The 16676-nt window shown below is 70.1% G+C and carries 16 protein-coding genes; 2 read left to right on the forward strand and 14 right to left on the reverse strand.

Features of this window, described 5'->3' with window-relative positions:
* Positions 1-40: 40 nt before the first annotated feature.
* The 9 genes from rsfS to rplU all read right to left on the reverse strand — a co-directional run bounded on the left by rsfS (position 41) and on the right by rplU (position 6847).
* A complete protein-coding gene (rsfS, locus tag AC3WLZ_RS08745) occupies positions 41-418 on the reverse strand; it encodes a ribosome silencing factor (RefSeq protein WP_063257675.1) in 378 nt (125 codons plus the stop codon).
* Complete coding sequence (locus AC3WLZ_RS08750) at positions 415-1677, reverse strand: hypothetical protein (protein ID WP_492469767.1); 1263 nt, start codon at positions 1675-1677, stop codon at positions 415-417. Before AC3WLZ_RS08750 ends, rsfS begins: the two co-directional genes overlap by 4 nt.
* Positions 1674-2270, reverse strand: a complete 597-nt coding sequence (gene nadD, locus AC3WLZ_RS08755; protein ID WP_412924596.1) for a nicotinate-nucleotide adenylyltransferase — start codon at positions 2268-2270, stop codon at positions 1674-1676. The genes AC3WLZ_RS08750 and nadD overlap by 4 nt, the downstream gene beginning before the upstream one ends.
* Before the next feature lie 10 nt (positions 2271-2280).
* Positions 2281-2505, reverse strand: coding sequence for a hypothetical protein (locus tag AC3WLZ_RS08760; protein ID WP_412924597.1), 225 nt, complete (start codon positions 2503-2505; stop codon positions 2281-2283).
* 49 nt (positions 2506-2554) lie between these two features.
* Positions 2555-3814, reverse strand: a complete 1260-nt coding sequence (locus AC3WLZ_RS08765) for a glutamate-5-semialdehyde dehydrogenase (protein ID WP_492469768.1) — start codon at positions 3812-3814, stop codon at positions 2555-2557.
* Between the two features lie 4 nt (positions 3815-3818).
* Positions 3819-4655 carry a glutamate 5-kinase gene (gene proB / locus AC3WLZ_RS08770; RefSeq protein ID WP_492469769.1) on the reverse strand — a complete coding sequence of 279 codons (837 nt, stop codon included), beginning with the start codon at positions 4653-4655 and terminating at the stop codon, positions 3819-3821.
* The gene (gene obgE, locus AC3WLZ_RS08775) at positions 4652-6160 is read right to left on the reverse strand and encodes a GTPase ObgE (RefSeq protein ID WP_492469770.1); all 1509 of its coding nucleotides are present in this window, start codon (positions 6158-6160) and stop codon (positions 4652-4654) included. Before obgE ends, proB begins: the two co-directional genes overlap by 4 nt.
* A gap of 99 nt (positions 6161-6259) precedes the next feature.
* The gene (gene rpmA, locus AC3WLZ_RS08780; RefSeq protein ID WP_412924601.1) at positions 6260-6520 is read right to left on the reverse strand and encodes a 50S ribosomal protein L27; all 261 of its coding nucleotides are present in this window, start codon (positions 6518-6520) and stop codon (positions 6260-6262) included.
* An 18-nt stretch (positions 6521-6538) separates the two neighbouring features.
* The gene (gene rplU, locus AC3WLZ_RS08785; protein WP_022878253.1) at positions 6539-6847 is read right to left on the reverse strand and encodes a 50S ribosomal protein L21; all 309 of its coding nucleotides are present in this window, start codon (positions 6845-6847) and stop codon (positions 6539-6541) included.
* A gap of 212 nt (positions 6848-7059) precedes the next feature.
* Between rplU and AC3WLZ_RS08790 the strand changes: the two genes are divergently transcribed.
* Positions 7060-7338, forward strand: coding sequence for a DUF4031 domain-containing protein (locus AC3WLZ_RS08790; protein WP_492469771.1), 279 nt, complete (start codon positions 7060-7062; stop codon positions 7336-7338).
* A 68-nt stretch (positions 7339-7406) separates the two neighbouring features.
* Here the strand turns inward: AC3WLZ_RS08790 and AC3WLZ_RS08795 are convergent, their stop codons facing one another.
* Positions 7407-9896 carry an Rne/Rng family ribonuclease gene (locus AC3WLZ_RS08795; protein WP_492469772.1) on the reverse strand — a complete coding sequence of 830 codons (2490 nt, stop codon included), beginning with the start codon at positions 9894-9896 and terminating at the stop codon, positions 7407-7409.
* A gap of 397 nt (positions 9897-10293) precedes the next feature.
* Here AC3WLZ_RS08795 and AC3WLZ_RS08800 point away from each other — a divergent pair, with 397 nt between their 5' ends.
* Positions 10294-10893, forward strand: coding sequence for a vitamin K epoxide reductase family protein (locus AC3WLZ_RS08800; RefSeq protein WP_492469773.1), 600 nt, complete (start codon positions 10294-10296; stop codon positions 10891-10893).
* Positions 10894-11060: 167 nt separating this feature from the next.
* Here AC3WLZ_RS08800 and ndk read toward each other — a convergent pair whose 3' ends face one another.
* From ndk to ileS, 4 genes are read right to left on the reverse strand one after another with little or no spacing between them, the layout of a single operon-like run.
* Positions 11061-11477 carry a nucleoside-diphosphate kinase gene (gene ndk / locus AC3WLZ_RS08805; protein ID WP_138172333.1) on the reverse strand — a complete coding sequence of 139 codons (417 nt, stop codon included), beginning with the start codon at positions 11475-11477 and terminating at the stop codon, positions 11061-11063.
* A 3-nt stretch (positions 11478-11480) separates the two neighbouring features.
* Positions 11481-11885: a DUF4233 domain-containing protein gene (locus AC3WLZ_RS08810; RefSeq protein ID WP_492469774.1), complete on the reverse strand. Its 405-nt coding sequence runs from the start codon at positions 11883-11885 to the stop codon at positions 11481-11483.
* On the reverse strand, positions 11882-13234 hold the full coding sequence (locus AC3WLZ_RS08815) for a bifunctional folylpolyglutamate synthase/dihydrofolate synthase (protein WP_492469775.1): 1353 nt from the start codon (positions 13232-13234) through the stop codon (positions 11882-11884). Before AC3WLZ_RS08815 ends, AC3WLZ_RS08810 begins: the two co-directional genes overlap by 4 nt.
* Complete coding sequence (ileS, locus tag AC3WLZ_RS08820; RefSeq protein ID WP_492469776.1) at positions 13231-16617, reverse strand: isoleucine--tRNA ligase; 3387 nt, start codon at positions 16615-16617, stop codon at positions 13231-13233. The genes AC3WLZ_RS08815 and ileS overlap by 4 nt, the downstream gene beginning before the upstream one ends.
* Between the last annotated feature and the right edge of the window lie 59 nt (positions 16618-16676).

Consider the following 16676-nt stretch of genomic DNA (forward strand, 5'->3'; position numbering starts at 1 on the left):
AGGGCCGCCCCTCACGGGGCGGCCCTTCGTCGTGATCGCGTCAGTCGGCGGAGGCCGGAGCCGGCAGCTCGAGCGGCACGACCGGGCAGTCCTTCCACAGGCGCTCGAGGCCGTAGTACACGCGCTCCTGTTCGTGGAACACGTGGACGACGAGGTCGCCGAAGTCCAGCAACACCCAACGCGACTCTTGGCGTCCTTCGCGGCGTAGGCGCTTGTGCCCGGCCTCGAGGAGCTTCTCCTCGACCTCGTCCGCGATCGCGGCGACGTTGCGCTCGTTGCGCCCCGTCACGAGCAGGAAGATGTCGACGAGCGGGAGCGGCTCGGAGACGTCGAGCGCGACGAGATCCTCACCGGCCTTCGAGTCGGCGGCGATGGCGGCGATGCGCGCCATCTCGATTCCGTTGGGGCTGGCTGTCATCCGAAGACTCCTGTCGTGAAGGCGAGGACCAGCGCGACGGCGACCGCGACGGCGAGGGCGCCCGTGGTGATGATGAGACCGACGACGAGCTTGCTGCCCTTCTCGGGCGCCGGGGGGCGAATGATCTCACCGGGTTGCTTGACGGTACTGATGGCGGCGCTGGCCGCGATGGGGGTGGGCGACGAGGCCGGCGGCAGCTCTCCGTCGAGGAGAACGGCGTCGACGTCGCGACCATCCGTGGTTCCGGGGGCGTGACCGGCCGAGCCGAGGCCCTCGGGGAGTTCGAAGGTGCCCGTGATGAGCACTTCGCCGGTCGAGGTGATCGGACCGACAAGCGGCACCCCGGCCGGTGTCTGCGAGAGGATGAGCGCGTTGGGGGTGGATACGGAACCTGTGGCGGGGCTCCGGGAGATCAGCTGATCGAAGGACGGGGGGAGCGAGATCTCCGGCGTCTGACCGCTGAGGAGACCCGAGCCGAACGCCGGATCGATCGTCGAAACGGAAGCGTCGTTCGTGGCGGCGTCGCCGGTGTCGGCAGCCTCATTGGGCGCCGCCGGGCGGAAGATCGCCTGGAGGCCACTGGTCTTCTCGCCGTCATGGGTCTCCGACGAGGGCGCGGCATCGGTCGGTGACGGCTCTTCGGACTCCTGAGCGACCGGCGTTGCCGTCTGCACACGAGGCGCTTCCTCCGCCTCGGCGCGCGGCGCGGGGATTGCCGGCTGGAGGTCGGGCGCGATGATCGGCACCGAGGCGGTGCGGATACGCTCCTGAGCGCGCGCCTGCCGTCGCGTGAGTCCGGTCACACCCAGATCGCCCCCGTCGGACGGCGGGAAGGATGCCGGAACGATCGGCGGCTCGACGGCGGCGGCGGCAGGAGCTTCGGGCTCGTCAGGAGCGGGCGACGGCTCGTCGACCGGTGCCGGTACATCCACCGGCTCGCCATCGTCGGACTTGTCGGCCTTGCGGCCGAAGAGCCCGCCCAGCACACCCCCCTTCTTCGCGGGGGGTTCGGGCGCCTGCTCTGTTTCCGTGGCCGGATCCTCCACGGTGCGCTCAGGCGCCGCGGCGTCGGTCGCGGGCCCATCCGCCGACGCGACTTCGGCGGGCGTGGGGGGCTGTTCCACGGGCGACGGCTCACCGGCGACGTCGGACGGGACCTCGGGCTGCGGCGTGATGATCGGCGTCGCGCCGGTGTTGCGGAGTTCGCGCAGCTGACGCCGGGTCAGCGGCGGGGTCTCGGGATTCTCGGATGTGCTCATGCAGGGCTCCGGTAGAGGTGATGCTTCGCGATGTACTGCACGACGCCGTCGGGCACGAGGTACCACACGGGGTGTCCTCGGCGCACGCGGGCGCGGCAGTCTGTGGACGAAATGGCCAACGCCGGGATCTCGAGCTGGCTGACGTCGTCGGTGGGGAGTCCCTCGGTCGACAGGACGTGTCCAGGACGGGACACGGCCACGAAGTGGGCGAGGTCCCACAGCTCCCGATGATTGCGCCACCCCAGGATCTGCGCAACGGCGTCCGCCCCGGTGATGAAGAAGAGATCGGCACCGGGACGTTCGCGCTTCAGGTCGCGCAGCGTGTCGATCGTGTAGGTCGGGCCGGCGCGATCGATGTCGACGCGGCTCACCGTGAACTGCGGGTTGGACGCGGTCGCGATGACCGTCATGAGGTAGCGGTGCTCGCTCTCGGTGACGTCGGCCTTCTGCCACGGACGCCCCGTCGGCACGAAGACGACCTCGTCGAGGTCGAAGGACTGTGCGACCTCGCTCGCCGCGACCAGGTGACCGTGATGGATGGGATCGAATGTCCCACCCATGACCCCGATTCGAGGGGCGCGCGTCACCGACATACGGTGGGCCTCAGTGGCCGTGCGCCTCGGGGGTGGGCGTCCCGTGCTTCTCGGTGTATGCGGCGGCCTTGTGCGCGTGACGGTTCGACACGTTGCGGTACGACAGCGTGACCAGGCTCAGCGCGATGAACGCGACGAGGGCCAGGGCGCCGATCCACCACGTCTCGGCCTGCGCGTTACCACCGTGGTGGGCGCCCTCTTCGGCGGCGAGGGCGATCAGCGAGGCGAAAGTCATCAGTGCTCCGTTCAAGAAATCTGCGCGACGCGCACCATCATTTTAGCGGTCAGGCCCGGACCTGTCCGTCGCCGCGCCCCAGCCACTTGGTGCTGGTGAGTTCGGCGAGGCCCATCGGGCCGCGGGCGTGCAGTTTTTGCGTCGAGATCCCGACCTCCGCACCGAACCCGAACTCGCCGCCATCGGTGAACCGGGTCGACGCGTTCACGAGCACGACGGCCGAGTCGACCTCCGCGAGGAAGCGGGCGGCTGAAGCCTCGTCGTCGGTGATGATCGACTCGGTGTGATGTGTGGAGTAGCGGCGGATGTGATCGAGCGCCGTGTCGAGGTCATCGACGACGCGGACCGCGAGGTCGAGGCTGAGGTACTCCGTCGCCCAATCGTCGTCAGTGGCGGCCACCACGCGCGGGTCGTAGGCGGCCGCGGTCTCGTCGCCGTGGACACGGACTCCCGCGGCGGAAAGCGAACCGAGCAGATCGGGCAGCAGCCGGTCGGCGGCGTCCCGGTGCACGAGGACGGTCTCGACCGAGTTGCAGACGCTCGGACGCTGCGTCTTCGCGTTCAGCACGATGTCACGGGCCCAGTCGGCGCGTGCCGTGGCATCCAGATACACGTGGACGACGCCGGCACCGGTCTCGATGACCGGCACGGTCGACTCGGTGACGACGGTCTCGATGAGGGCGGCACTCCCCCGCGGCACGAGGACATCGACGAGCCCGCGGGCGTTCATGAGCGCTCGGGCGCCCTCACGACCGAAGTCGTCGACGGTCTGGATCGCCTCGGGCGAGATGCCCTGACTCTGCAGGGCGCCGCGCATGACGTCGACCAGAGCCGCGTTCGAGCTCTGGGCAGCGGAGCCGCCCCGGAGGACCACCGCGTTGCCGGATCGCAGGGCGAGCGCGGCGATGTCGACCGTCACGTTCGGCCGTGCCTCGTAGATCGACCCAACGACGCCGAACGGGACCGCGACCTTCTCGAGTGCGAGGCCGTTCGGAAGGGTGCGTCGGTCGAGGACGCGACCCACCGGATCGGGTAGCTCGGCCACGTCGCGCACCGCGGCGGAAAGGGCGGCGACCCGGCCCGCGTCGAGCCGGAGGCGGTCGAGCAGGGCCTCGCCGATCTTCGCGTCTCGGCCCCGGGCGAGGTCGTCGGCGTTGGCCGCGACGATATCGTCGGCGGACGCATCGATCGCGTCGGCGATCGCTCGCAGCATCGCGGTCTTCGTCGCGGAATCGAGGAGCCCGACCTGGCGCGCGGCATCTTTCGCCAGGCGCAGGCGTTCGTCGACCGAAACGGCGGTGAGGGTCATCGCGTCAGTCTATCGCCGCCCGCACCGCTCCCACGGGTCCCGTGGCAAGGGTGACAGGATCAGGGTTCGGGGCGAACCAGGTGCCCACGGGTGCACCGGTGAGCGCCTCCGACACGAGGTCGGCGCTCGTGACGAGGACCCCCACTCCGGCCGCGGACGCGAGCTTGGCGGCCGAGGCCTTCGTCGCTGCTCCGCCCGTGCCGACGCCGTTCACGGTGACCGACCCGAACGTGTACTGCGAGAGGTCGTCGCCCCACGACACGTCGGTGATGGGACGCGCGCCCGGCTCGCTCGGGGGTGCCGTGTACAGGCACTCGATGTCGCTGAGCAGCACGAGCGCATCGGCGCCGATCAGCTGCGCCACGAGGGCGGCCAACCGATCGTTGTCTCCGAAGCGGATCTCATGCGTGGCGACGGTGTCGTTCTCGTTCACGATGGGCAGGATGCCGAGCCCCAGCAGACGCTCCATCGCCCGACGGGCGTTCGAGCGCGGCGTCGCGTTCTCGAGATCGCCCGCGGTGAGGAGCACCTGGCCGGCGAGCAGTCCGAAGCGGTCGAGCGAGGTCTGATAGCGCCACATGAGCACGTTCTGCCCCACGGCGGCAGCGGCCTGCTGCGTCGCGAGGTCGTTGGGGCGTCCCTGCAGGTCGAGCAGGGGCAGCGCCGTCGCGATGGCGCCCGAGGACACCAGCACGACCTCGATCCCACCCTGCCGCGCGCGGGCCAAGGCGTCGACGATGAGGTCGATCCGGAACGCGCCGTCGCCGCTGATCGACGAGGAGCCGACCTTCACGACGACGCGCGACGCGGAGGGCAGGTCGCCCCGGACGCGCGCGGTCACCGCTCGCCCTCGTCGTCTCCCGCCCGGGCGGCGAGACGCTCGGCCTCGAGCTCCGCTCGGGCCTCTGCCTTGGCATCCATGCGCTCGTGGTAGCGCTCGCGACGCTCGTTGCTCGTCCGGCGATTGCTCTGCAGGAGGCGAGGGTCGGTGCCTCGCGGAGCCGTCATGAGCTCCGCCGCCGACGAGAGCGTCGGCTCCCAGTCGAACACGATGCCGTCGCCGGGGCCGATCACGACGGTCGCGCCGGCGACAGCGCCAGCGCGGAACAATTCGTCCTCGACGCCGAGGCGCGCGAGGCGATCGGCGAGGTATCCCACGGCCTCTTCGTTCTGGAAGTCGGTCTGCTGCACCCACTTGACGGGCTTGTCGCCCAGGATGCGATAGAGGGGACCGTACGTGCCGCCCTCCACCTTGATGGTGAAGTCCTTCTCCGAGCCGAGCGGGCGGATCACGATCCGTTCGGCGGGAGCGTCGTCGATCGTGGCCACGCGGTGCTGCTCGACGACCTCGCCGAGGGCGAACGTGAGCTCGCGGAGTCCCGCACGGCTGACCGTGGAGATCTCGAACACGCGGAACCCGCGGGCCTCGAGGTCGGGGCGCACGAGATCGGCGAGATCGCGGGCCTCCGGCACGTCGACCTTGTTGAGTGCGACGATCTGCGGGCGCTCGAGCAACGGCAGCTGCCCCTCGGGAACGGGGTACGCGGCCAGCTCGGCGAGGATGACATCCAGGTCGCTGAGCGGGTCGCGGCCGGGGTCGAGAGTCGCGCAGTCCAGCACGTGCACGAGCGCGGTGCAGCGTTCGACGTGGCGCAGGAACTCGAGACCGAGTCCGCGCCCCTCGCTCGCGCCCTCGATGAGACCCGGGACATCGGCGATCGTGAAGCGCACGTCGCCGGCCTGGACGACCCCGAGGTTCGGGTGCAGCGTCGTGAAGGGGTAGTCGGCGATCTTCGGGCGGGCGGCGGAGACCGCCGCGATCAGGCTCGACTTGCCGGCTGACGGGAAGCCCACCAGTGCGACATCGGCGACGGTCTTCAACTCGAGGACGACATCGCCCTCCCAGCCGGGCGTGCCGAGCAGGGCGAAACCGGGGGCCTTGCGCTTGGGCGAGGCGAGGGCGGCGTTGCCGAGACCGCCGAGGCCGCCGGGAGCGACCACGAAGCGCATCCCGGGGGTGAGCATGTCGACGAGGACGGTGCCGTCGGGATCCTTGACCACCGTGCCGAGTGGCACGGGGAGCTCCTGCTCCTCGCCCGCGGCACCGGATCGGTGGTCGCCCATGCCGAAGCCGCCGTTGCCCGCGGAGCGGTGCGGCGAGTGGTGGTACGACAGCAGCGTCGTCACCTGCGGGTCGGCGACGAGCACGACGTCGCCGCCGTGCCCGCCGTTACCGCCGTCGGGGCCGGCGAGCGGCTTGAACTTCTCGCGGCGCACCGACACGCAGCCGTTGCCGCCCTTGCCCGCACGCAGGTGCAGGGTGACGCGGTCGACGAAGGTGACCATGAGAACTCCTCCCGGAGGGTGCCGGCGGGGCCGACGTAGAAAAACGACGAGGGGGCGGGCACAGTGCCCACCCCCTCGGGAACGCCGTGAGCTGCGGAATTACTCCGCGGCAGCGGCGACGATGTTGACGACCTTGCGGCCGCCCTTCTGACCGAACTGGACCGAGCCGGCGGCGAGGGCGAACAGCGTGTCGTCGCCACCGCGGCCGACGTTGGCGCCGGGGTGGAAGTGCGTGCCGCGCTGGCGGACGAGGATCTCGCCGGCGAGGACGGTCTGGCCGCCGAAGCGCTTCACGCCGAGGCGCTGTGCGTTGGAGTCACGACCGTTGCGGGTGGAGCTTGCGCCCTTTTTGTGTGCCATCTCTGCGTCTCCTGGCTCTTACTTGATGCCGGTGATCTTGACGCGCGTGAGGTCCTGACGGTGGCCCTGGCGCTTCTTGTAGCCGGTCTTGTTCTTGAACTTCTGGATCACGATCTTCGGACCGCGCTCCTCACCGAGGACCTCGGCCGTGACCGAGACCTTCGCGAGCTTGTCGGCGTCGGTCGTGACCGTCTCGCCGTCGACGAACAGGACGGCGGGCAGCTGGATGCTCTCGCCGACCTTCGCCGCCTGGCGGTCGAGCACGACGATGGTGCCGACCTCGACCTTTTCCTGCCGGCCGCCGGCGCGCACAACTGCGTAAACCACTTCACACCTGTTTCATTCGGGAGCGCACGGCTCCGGTTGTCTGATGACATCGGGAGGACTTGAAGCCCTGAGTCTCGGTGCGATCCAGCCGACCTGAGCCGGCGGGGTCTCGCGTCAATCGCGCGGACACGACGCACCAAAGGACGAGTTTAGCTCACCCGGCGGATTCCGGCAAAAGCATCGGGGCCGCGTGTCGGCCATAGGATCGCCGGGTGGCGATTCTCATCGACGACCCGCAGTGGCCGGCGCACGGTCGGTTCTGGGCGCACCTGGTGAGCGACTCGGACCTCGCCGAGCTGCACGCGTTCGCCGCGGCAGCCGGCATCCCCCGTCGAGCCTTCGACCTCGACCACTACGACGTTCCGGACGAGCGCCACGCTGACCTCGTCGCTGCCGGCGCCGAGCACGTCGGCGGACGCGAACTCGTGCGCCGCCTCCGCGCCTCGGGCCTGCGGATCACCGCCCGCGAGAGGCGCGCCACAGGCGCGTGAGGGGTCAGGATCTGTCGCCCGACCGAGGTCGGAACGAATCTTGACCCCTCACGCGCGGACGTGGGGGCTCAGGCCTCTTCGGCCGGCTGGGCGCTGACCGGCGTGCCGGTGAGCGCCGCGGTGGTCACACGGCGGCGTGAGCGGCCCTGACCCGGCGCCTTCGGCTCGGGGAGCGCCTCGAGCACAGACTCGAGCAGTGCGTCCTTCTCGGTGCGCGGGGCGCGCGGCTCACGCTTCTTACGGGGGCGCTTCTCGCGGGCGGGCGCCTCGGCCTTGGCCTCCAGGGCCGCCTCGACGGACGCCACCACGGCCGCTTCGACGGCGGGATCATCGACGGTGGGGTGGATCGTGGATGCCGCGATCTGAGCGAGTGCCGACTTCACGCCCTCAGTGATCACATGCGTGCCGCCCGTGGGCGCTGCGGGTGCGGCGGTGTTCGCGCCGTTGTTCGTCGGGGATCCGTTGCCCCCGCGGCTGCCGCCGCGGCGGTTGCCATTGGCGTTTCCGTTGCCGTTGCCGTTCGCGACGGGAGCGGAGCGGTGCTTGACGACCGGGTCGTGGTGGACGATCACGCCGCGGCCGGCGCACACCTCGCACGCCTCGCTGAACGTCTCGAGCAGGCCCAGACCCAGCTTCTTGCGCGTCATCTGCACGAGACCGAGCGAGGTCACCTCGGCGACCTGGTGCTTGGTCCGGTCGCGGCTCAGGCACTCGATCAGTCGACGCAGCACGAGGTCGCGGTTGGACTCGAGCACCATGTCGATGAAGTCGACGACGATGATGCCGCCGATGTCGCGCAACCGCAGTTGGCGGACGATCTCTTCCGCCGCCTCGAGGTTGTTCTTCGTGACCGTCTCTTCCAGGTTTCCGCCGGAACCGACGAACTTGCCGGTGTTGACGTCGACGACCGTCATCGCCTCGGTCCGGTCGATCACGAGCGACCCACCCGAAGGGAGCCACACCTTCCGGTCGAGCGCCTTCTCGATCTGCTCGGTGATCCGGAACGCGTCGAACGGGTCCTGCTCGCCCTCGTACTTCTCGACGCGGTCGAGCAGATCGGGAGCGACGCCGGCGAGGTAGTTCGAGATGGTCGTGAGCGCTTCGTCGCCCTGGATGAGCATGCGCGTGAAGTCTTCGTTGAAGACGTCGCGCACGATCTTCACCAGCAGGTCGGGCTCGGAGTGCAGCAGCGCCGGAGCCTGGATGGTCTTCACCTGGGTGCTGATGTGCTCCCACTGCGCGGTCAGGCGCTGCACGTCGCGGGTCAGCTGATCCTCGGTCGCGCCCTCGGCGGCGGTGCGCACGATGACGCCGGACGACTCGGGAAGCACCTCTTTGAGGATCTTCTTCAGGCGCGCACGCTCGGTGTCGGGGAGCTTGCGCGAGATGCCGTTCATGGCGCCCCCGGGCACGTACACGAGGTAACGGCCGGGCAGGGAGATCTGGCTCGTCAGACGCGCACCCTTATGGCCGACCGGATCCTTCGTGACCTGCACGAGTACGCGGTCGCCCGACTTCAGCGCCAGCTCGATGCGGCGGGGCTGGTTGCCGGTCTCCACACCGTCCCAGTCGACCTCGCCGGAGTAGAGCACGGCGTTGCGTCCACGCCCGATGTCGACGAACGCCGCCTCCATGCTCGGGAGGACGTTCTGCACGCGACCGAGGTAGACGTTGCCGATGAGGGAGGCATCCTGGTTGCGGGCGACGTAGTGCTCGACGAGCACGTTGTCTTCCAGCACGCCGATCTGGATGCGACCGCCCTTCGACCGCACGACCATCACGCGGTCCACGGCCTCGCGGCGAGCGAGGAACTCGGCCTCGGTCACGACGGGGCGTCGACGACCGGCCTCACGACCGTCGCGGCGGCGCTGCTTCTTGGCCTCGAGGCGCGTGGAGCCCTTGATGCGCTGCGGCTCGGTGATGAGCTCGACCGCGCGCTGACGGACCGGTGCGGCCGGGGCCTCGGGCTGCTCGTCGGCACCGGCGGGGGCTGCGCCGCGGCGACGATTGCGGCGGCGGGCGTTGACGGAGGTGCGTTCGGCCGGGCCGTCGTCCTCACGGTCGTCGACGTCGTCGCGGGTCGCCAGGGGCGGGAGCTCGGGGGCGTAGAAGTGCAGCTGCGTCGACACGGCCGAGACGAACACCTCGGGGAGCAGGCCGAGCGACACCGCCGTGGGGATGGCGGGCGTCGTCGGCTCGGTCGGAGCCTCGGGCTCGGCCTGCGCTTCGGGCTGCGTGGATGCCTCGGGCTCGGCCGGCGCTTCGGGCTGCGTGGATGCCTCGGGCTCGGGCTCCGCGACCGCGGGGGTCTCTTCGGCCTCGGGCTCCACGGCATCCGTCGCCGTCATCGCGGCGGAGTCGGCGGCATCCGCTTCCAGGACGGCGGGCTCGCCGGCGTCGACCGCCGCTGCGGTCTCGGCGTCCTCGACCGCGGCCTCGTCGTCGGGATCGCTGTCCGTCGAAGGAGCGTCGGCCGCCGAGATGTCGTCCTGGACATCTTCGGCGGGGGTGTCGATCGCCGGGGTCTCGGCGGCGGGCTGTTCTGTTGCGTCGGCCATATCGGGCGTACTCCCTAGCGGGCGACACCGCGCGTCGCCCGGCGAAATCTCGTGCGGCGCCGCACCCGGCGGGGCCGCGAACTCACTCGGTCTGCAGCAGGCCTGCGGCTCGTGCTGCGAAGGGCGGTCATCGCCCGAAGTCTTCTGGTGATTCGCCTGCGGCGCGGCCGCGGCTCATCGAAACTCCATTATCGCACGGTCAGCGCGATTCGCTCACAGGTGCGGCGCGAGTCAATCCTCGTTCTCGCTCGCATCAACGCTCGGGCTCGGCAGAAACGCCCGGTAACGGCGTTTCCGCGGAGCCGGGGCGTTGATGTCGGCGGCCGAACGGAGCGGCATCTCGACGGCGAGGCATCGCACAGGCGCCGCATCGGACGACGGTGGAAGAATCGCGAACATGAGTGAAAGCGTCACCCCGCGTCGGCCCGTCGTCCTCGCGGTGTGGTTGATCATCGCCGGAGCGGTCGGATGGTGGGCGGCGTTCTCGCTCACGATGGAGCGGTTCCACCAGCTCATGGACGGTGGCGCCGCGGCATCCTGTGACTTCAGCGTTCTGGTGCAGTGCACCGCGAACCTCAAGTCGTGGCAGGGCAGCGTGTTCGGCTTTCCGAACCCCATCATCGGTCTCGCGGCGTGGATCGCCCCGATCGTCGTGGGCTTCGCGATCCTCGCGGGCGCCCGCTTCGCGCGCTGGTTCTGGATCCTGTTCTGGCTCGGCATCGCCGGCGCGCTGACGTTCGTCATCTGGCTCATCTCGCAGAGCGTCTTCGTGCTCGGCACCCTGTGCCCGTGGTGCATGGTCACGTGGTCGGTGACGATCCCGACGTTCTTCGTGGTCACGCTCCATCTGCTGCGCGAGGGCATTTTCCCCGTCGGGCCGAAGGTGCGAGAGATCGCGACGTCGCTCATGGCGTGGGTGCCGCTCATGGCGTTCGGCGCCTACGTCGTCGTCGCGGTCATCGCGCAGCTGCGTCTGGACGTGCTGTCGCAGATCTGACGCAGCCCGCACTCGGCATAGCCTCAGCGATTTGCGGAATGTGAGCGGGTTCGGGGCGGATGCCGCTGAGATTGTGCGGATCGCGGAGTCGGCGCCCCGCAGCCGCCACCGCATACGACGACGGCCGCCGTCCCTCGCGGGAACGGCGGCCGTCGTGGCATCCGGGATCAGTCGAACCAGATGGAGAGCTCGCGCGCGGCCGACTCGGGGCTGTCACTGCCGTGCACGAGGTTCTGCTGAACCTTCAGGCCCCAGTCGCGACCGAAGTCACCGCGGATCGTGCCGGGGGCCGCGGTCGTGGGGTCGGTGGTGCCGGCGAGTGAGCGGAAGCCCTCGATCACACGGTTGCCCGCGAGGCGGATCGCGACCGACGGGCCGGAGAGCATGAACTCCAGCAGCGGCTCGTAGAACGGCTTGCCCTCGTGTTCGGCGTAGTGCTCGGCGAGCCGCTCACGGTCGGGCTCGACGAGGCGGATGTCGACGAGGGCGTAGCCCTTCGCCTCGATGCGCGCAAGGATCGCGCCGGTCAGGCCGCGGGCGACGCCATCGGGCTTGACCAGGACGAGGGTCTCTTCGGTGGCCATGGGTCATTCTCCGTTCGAGAGGTCGGGGTCGGCGGCGCGTCGTGCGTTCTGCCGGTCCAGCGCCGCTCCCTTGATCGTCGCATACGCCCACATGCCACCGAAAATGAGAGCGACGACGGCGAGGGCCGGAACCAGGATGCCGCCGAGAGCGAGGATCACCTGGAGCGCCCAGCCGACGACGATGGCCCATCGGTGCCGCAGCAGACCCGAGATCGCGACCATGGCCGCGGCCATGACCGCTCCCCCGACGATCCCCCACCACGGCTCGATGCCCCACGGGAGCGCCTTGAGGCCGTACACGACGAGACCGCCGAGGAAGACGACGATCGACTCGAAGCCGAGAACGACCGCCCCGAGCGACTCCTGGGCGCCGCGGACGCGACGGGGGCGACGCTCGCGGGGGCTCATGCCTGCCACCCCGCCTTCCAGTCCTCGAGCTCGGACAGGCGGATCGCTTCGCCGGCGAGCACGACCGAGCCGGCGATCACAACGGCACGCCGGTCGGACTCTGCGGCCCACTCGCGTGCCGCGTCCGCCGCGTCCTCGAGGGTGCGGTGCACGGTGACGGGGACGTCGGCGGACTCGGCGACGTCGGCGATCGTGTCGGGGTCGGCGGCCCGCTCACTGTCCGGAGCGGTCGCGAAGATGCGGGCGACGGCGGGGGCGAGCGTCGAGACGATGCCCGCGGTGTCCTTGCCGGACAGGATGCCGACGACGGCCCCCCATTCGTCGATGTCGAACGCCTCGTCGAGAGCCGCGACGAGCGCACGGGCCCCGTGCGGGTTGTGGGCGGCGTCGACGAGCACGGTCGGCGCCGTGCCGAGCAGCTGCAGACGGCCCGGGGAGGTCGCGGCGCCGAGGCCGTCGATCACGACGTCGGAGGCGAGCGGCTGGGTGCCACCGCCGATCAGGGATTCCACGGCGGCGATCGCCAGCGCCGCGTTGGCCCCCTGGTGGGCGCCGTAGAGCGGCAGGTACAGCTCGGGGTAGGTGCCTGCGATGCCGCGGACGGTGAGGAGCTGACCGCCCACGGCGAGCGTCTGCGTCTCGAGAGCGAAGCCCTCTCCGGCGAACGCGACCGAGGCGTGCATCTTCTCGGCGCGCGCGACGATGGCCCGCCGCGCCTCCTCCGGCTGCGCGGCAGAGACGACCGCCGCGCCCTCCTTGATGATGCCGGCCTTGACGGACGCGATCGCGGCGATGGTCGAGCCCAGGCGGTCGGTGTGGTCGATGTCGATCGGCGTGAAGACCGCCACGTCGCCGTCGGCGGTGTTCGTCGAGTCCCACTCCCCGCCCATGCCGACCTCCAGCACGAGGACGTCGATCGGGGCGTCCGCGCACGCGACGAACGCCAGCGCGGTCAGCAGCTCGAAGAAGGTCAGCGGCGCGTCGCCGGACGCCTCGAGCTCGGCATCCACGATCTGCACGAAAGGCTGGATCTCGTCCCACGCGTCCGCGATCGCGGCGTCGGCCACCGGCTCTCCGTCGATGAGGATGCGCTCGGTGAAGCGTTCGAGATGCGGGCTGGTGAACAGGCCGGTCCGTAGCCCGAGAGCCCGGAGAAGGGTCTCGATGATGCGGCTCGTGGACGTCTTGCCGTTCGTGCCGGTCACGTGGATGACGCGGTAGGTGCGCTGCGGGTCGTCGAGCAGTTCGAGCAGCCGGCGCGTGCGCTCGACGCGCGGCTGCACCCACTGCTCGCCCTGGCGCTCGAGGAGCGCGGCGTAGACGGCATCGGCGCGGGAACGGTCGCTCATGCGGTGCCTCCGGTCGAGATGCGGGCGACGGCCACGGTGACCGCCCCGGCGTTGGCGTACGTCTTCGCCGCGACGACGACCGAGAACTCGGGCGCGAGGACCGTGGCGTGCTCGATGAGGCGCTCGGTGCGGGTGGCGAGCAGAACGCCTTCGGCGAGGGTCTCGGATGCCACGCCCGCGAGGTCGAACGCCTGGGCGACCGCGCGCGCGTCTGCGTCGTCGTCGAATGTCAAAGCGAGCGAGATGCGGTCGCTCACGTCGAAGCCCGCGGCCTTACGGGTGTCCTGGATCGCGCGGATCATGTCGCGCGCCAGGCCCTCGGCCTCGAGCTCGGGCGTCGTGACGGTGTCGAGCAGCACGAAACCGCCCGACGACAGCACCGCGAGAGCCTCCCCGGCGGGCCGTCCAGCGGTCTCGACGACGAGGTCGTACTCGGTCGGCTCCAGCGGGATGCCGCCGGCGACCACGCGGCCGTCGACCTGGCTCCAGTCGCCGGCACGGGCGGCCTGGATCGCCTGCTGCACCTGCTTGCCGAGGCGGGGACCGGCGGCCCGGGCGTTCACCGACAGGCGGTGGGTGATGCCGTAGGCGGCGGCCGTGTCGTCCTCGAGCGGGATCTGCTCGACGCTCTTCACGTTGAGCTCGTCGCGGAGGATGTCGTCGAACTGCGCCAGTCCGGCGGCATCCGGGGTCACCACCGTCAAACGCGGCAGCGGCAGGCGCACGCGCTTGCCCTCGCGCTTGCGGAGGGCGTTCGCGACGCTCGAGACCTCGCGGACCGTGTCCATCGCGGTGCGGATGTCGGCCGCGGCCGGGAAGGCCTCGGCATCCGGCCAGTCCTGCAGGTGCACGCTGCGACCGCCGGTGAGTCCCTGCCACACCCGCTCGGTCACGAGGGGAAGCAGCGGGGCGGCGACGCGCGTGAGCGTTTCGAGCACCGTGTAGAGCGTGTCGAAGGCCTCACGACTCGTCGGGTCATCGGTCACGCCCACCCAGAACCGGTCGCGCGAGCGTCGGATGTACCAGTTCGTCAGGACCTCGGCGAAGTCGCGAAGGCGCTCGGCCGCAGTCGTGGAGTCGAGCCCCTCGAGGTCGGCCGCGACGTCGCGCACGAGATCGCCGGTGAGGGCGAGGATGTAGCGGTCGAGCACGTCGGTCGAGTCCGTGCGCCATTCGGCCGTGTACCCGTCGCCGGAGGCGTTGGCGTACGTCGCGAAGAAGTACCACGCGTTCCACAGCGGCAGCAGGAACTCGCGGACGCCGGAGCGGATGCCTTCCTCGGTCACGACGAGGTTCCCTCCCCGCAGCACCGAACTCGACATGAGGAACCAGCGCATGGCATCCGAGCCGTCGCGGTCGAAGACCTCGTTCACGTCGGGGTAGTTGCGCAGCGACTTGGACATCTTCTGTCCGTCGTTGCCGAGGACGATCCCGTGGCACGAGACGCCCGTGAAAGCGGGGCGATCGAACAGCGCCGTCGATAGCACGTGCATGACGTAGAACCAGCCGCGGGTCTGCCCGATGTACTCGACGATGAAGTCGGCCGGCGAGTGCTCGTCGAACCACTCGTGGTTCTCGAACGGGTAGTGCACCTGCGCGAACGGCATGGAGCCGGAGTCGAACCACACGTCCAGCACGTCCTCGATGCGACGCATCGTCGAGCGACCGGTCGGGTCGTCGGGGTTCGGGCGCGTGAGGTCGTCGATGTAGGGACGGTGGAGGTCCACTTCGTCATCCGCGTTGCGCGGCAGGCGGCCGAAGTCGGCCTCGATCTCGGCGAGCGAGCCGTACACGTCGACGCGCGGGTAGTTCGGGTCGTCGCTCTTCCACACCGGGATCGGCGATCCCCAATACCGGTTCCGGCTGATCGACCAGTCGCGCGCGCCCTCGAGCCACTTGCCGAACTGGCCCTCCTTGACGTTCTCGGGCACCCAGGTGATCTGCTCGTTGTTCTCGAGCAGGCGGTCCTTCACGTCGGTGACGCGCACGAACCAGCTCGAGACCGCCTTGTAGATCAGGGGGTTCCGGCAGCGCCAGCAGTGGGGGTACGAGTGCTCGTACGACGCCTCGCGGAGAAGGCGCCCCTCCTGCTTCAGCAGGCGGATGAGCGGCCGGTTGGCATCCATCCACAGCTCTCCCGCGACGTCGGTGACGGCGGACAGGAACCGGCCGCCGTCGTCGAGCGAGATGATCGTGGGAAGGCCCGCGGCATCCGCGAGGCGCTTGTCATCCTCACCGTACGCGGGGGCCTGGTGCACGATTCCGGTGCCGTCGCTGACGGTGACGTAGTCGTCGACGAGGATCTTCCAGGCGTTGCCCGTCCCCCAGGTCTCGGCGTCCGCGTAGTAGTCGAACAGGCGGTCGTATGACACGCCCTCGAGCTCGGAGCCCAGGATCGTCGTCTGCACGGCCTGGCGCGCGGCATCCGGGGTCTCGTACCCGAGGTCCTTCGCGTAGCCGGGCAGCAGGTCTTCGGCCAGGAGGTAGCGGTGCGCGGTGGCCTCGATCGCCTCGTCGGGCGTGCCGTCGGGCGCGCGGTGCACGTCGGCCGCACCGTGGGGTCCGCCCTCGATCACGGCATAGCGGATGCCGGGACCCACCGCGAGGGCGAGGTTGGTCGGCAGGGTCCACGGCGTCGTCGTCCACGCGAGTGCACGTACACCGGTGAGGCCGAGGGCTTCGGCCTTCGCACCGACGAGCGGGAACGTCACGGTGACCGACGGGTCCTGGCGCATCTTGTAGACGTCGTCGTCCATGCGCAGTTCGTGGCTCGACAGCGGCGTCTCGTCGCGCCAGCAGTACGGCAGCACGCGGTAACCCTCGTACGCGAGGCCCTTGTCGTGCAGGGTCTTGAACGCCCACAGGACGCTCTCCATGTACGACGTGTCGAGCGTCTTGTAGCCGCGCTCGAAGTCGACCCAGCGCGCCTGGCGGGTGACGTAGTCCTGCCAGTCGCGCGTGTACTCGAGCACCGATTCGCGGGCCTTGCCGTTGAACACGGCGACACCCATGCGCTCGATCTCGTCCTTCTCGGTGATGCCGAGCTGCTTCATCGCCTCGAGCTCGGCGGGAAGGCCGTGCGTGTCCCACCCGAAGACGCGGTCGACCTTCTTGCCCCGCATCGTCTGGAAGCGCGGGAAGAGGTCCTTCGCGTAGCCGGTGAGGAGGTGCCCGTAGTGCGGCAGGCCGTTGGCGAAGGGCGGGCCGTCGTAGAACACCCATTCCTCGGCGCCCTCGCGCTGCTCGATCGACGCGCGGAACGTGTCGTCGGCATCCCAGAAGGCGAGCGTGTCGCGCTCGATCTCGGGGAAGCGGGGGCTGGGGACAACGGATGCCGCGGCGTCGGCCGCCGGTCCGAAGGATGAGGGGCGTGGGTAGGTCATGTCTCTCCGCAGGTCGCGATCCACCTGCAGGGACGATCCGTTCGGACCGCGGTACCACC

It is taken from the genome of Microbacterium sp. FW305-3-2-15-F-LB2 (assembly GCF_058787255.1).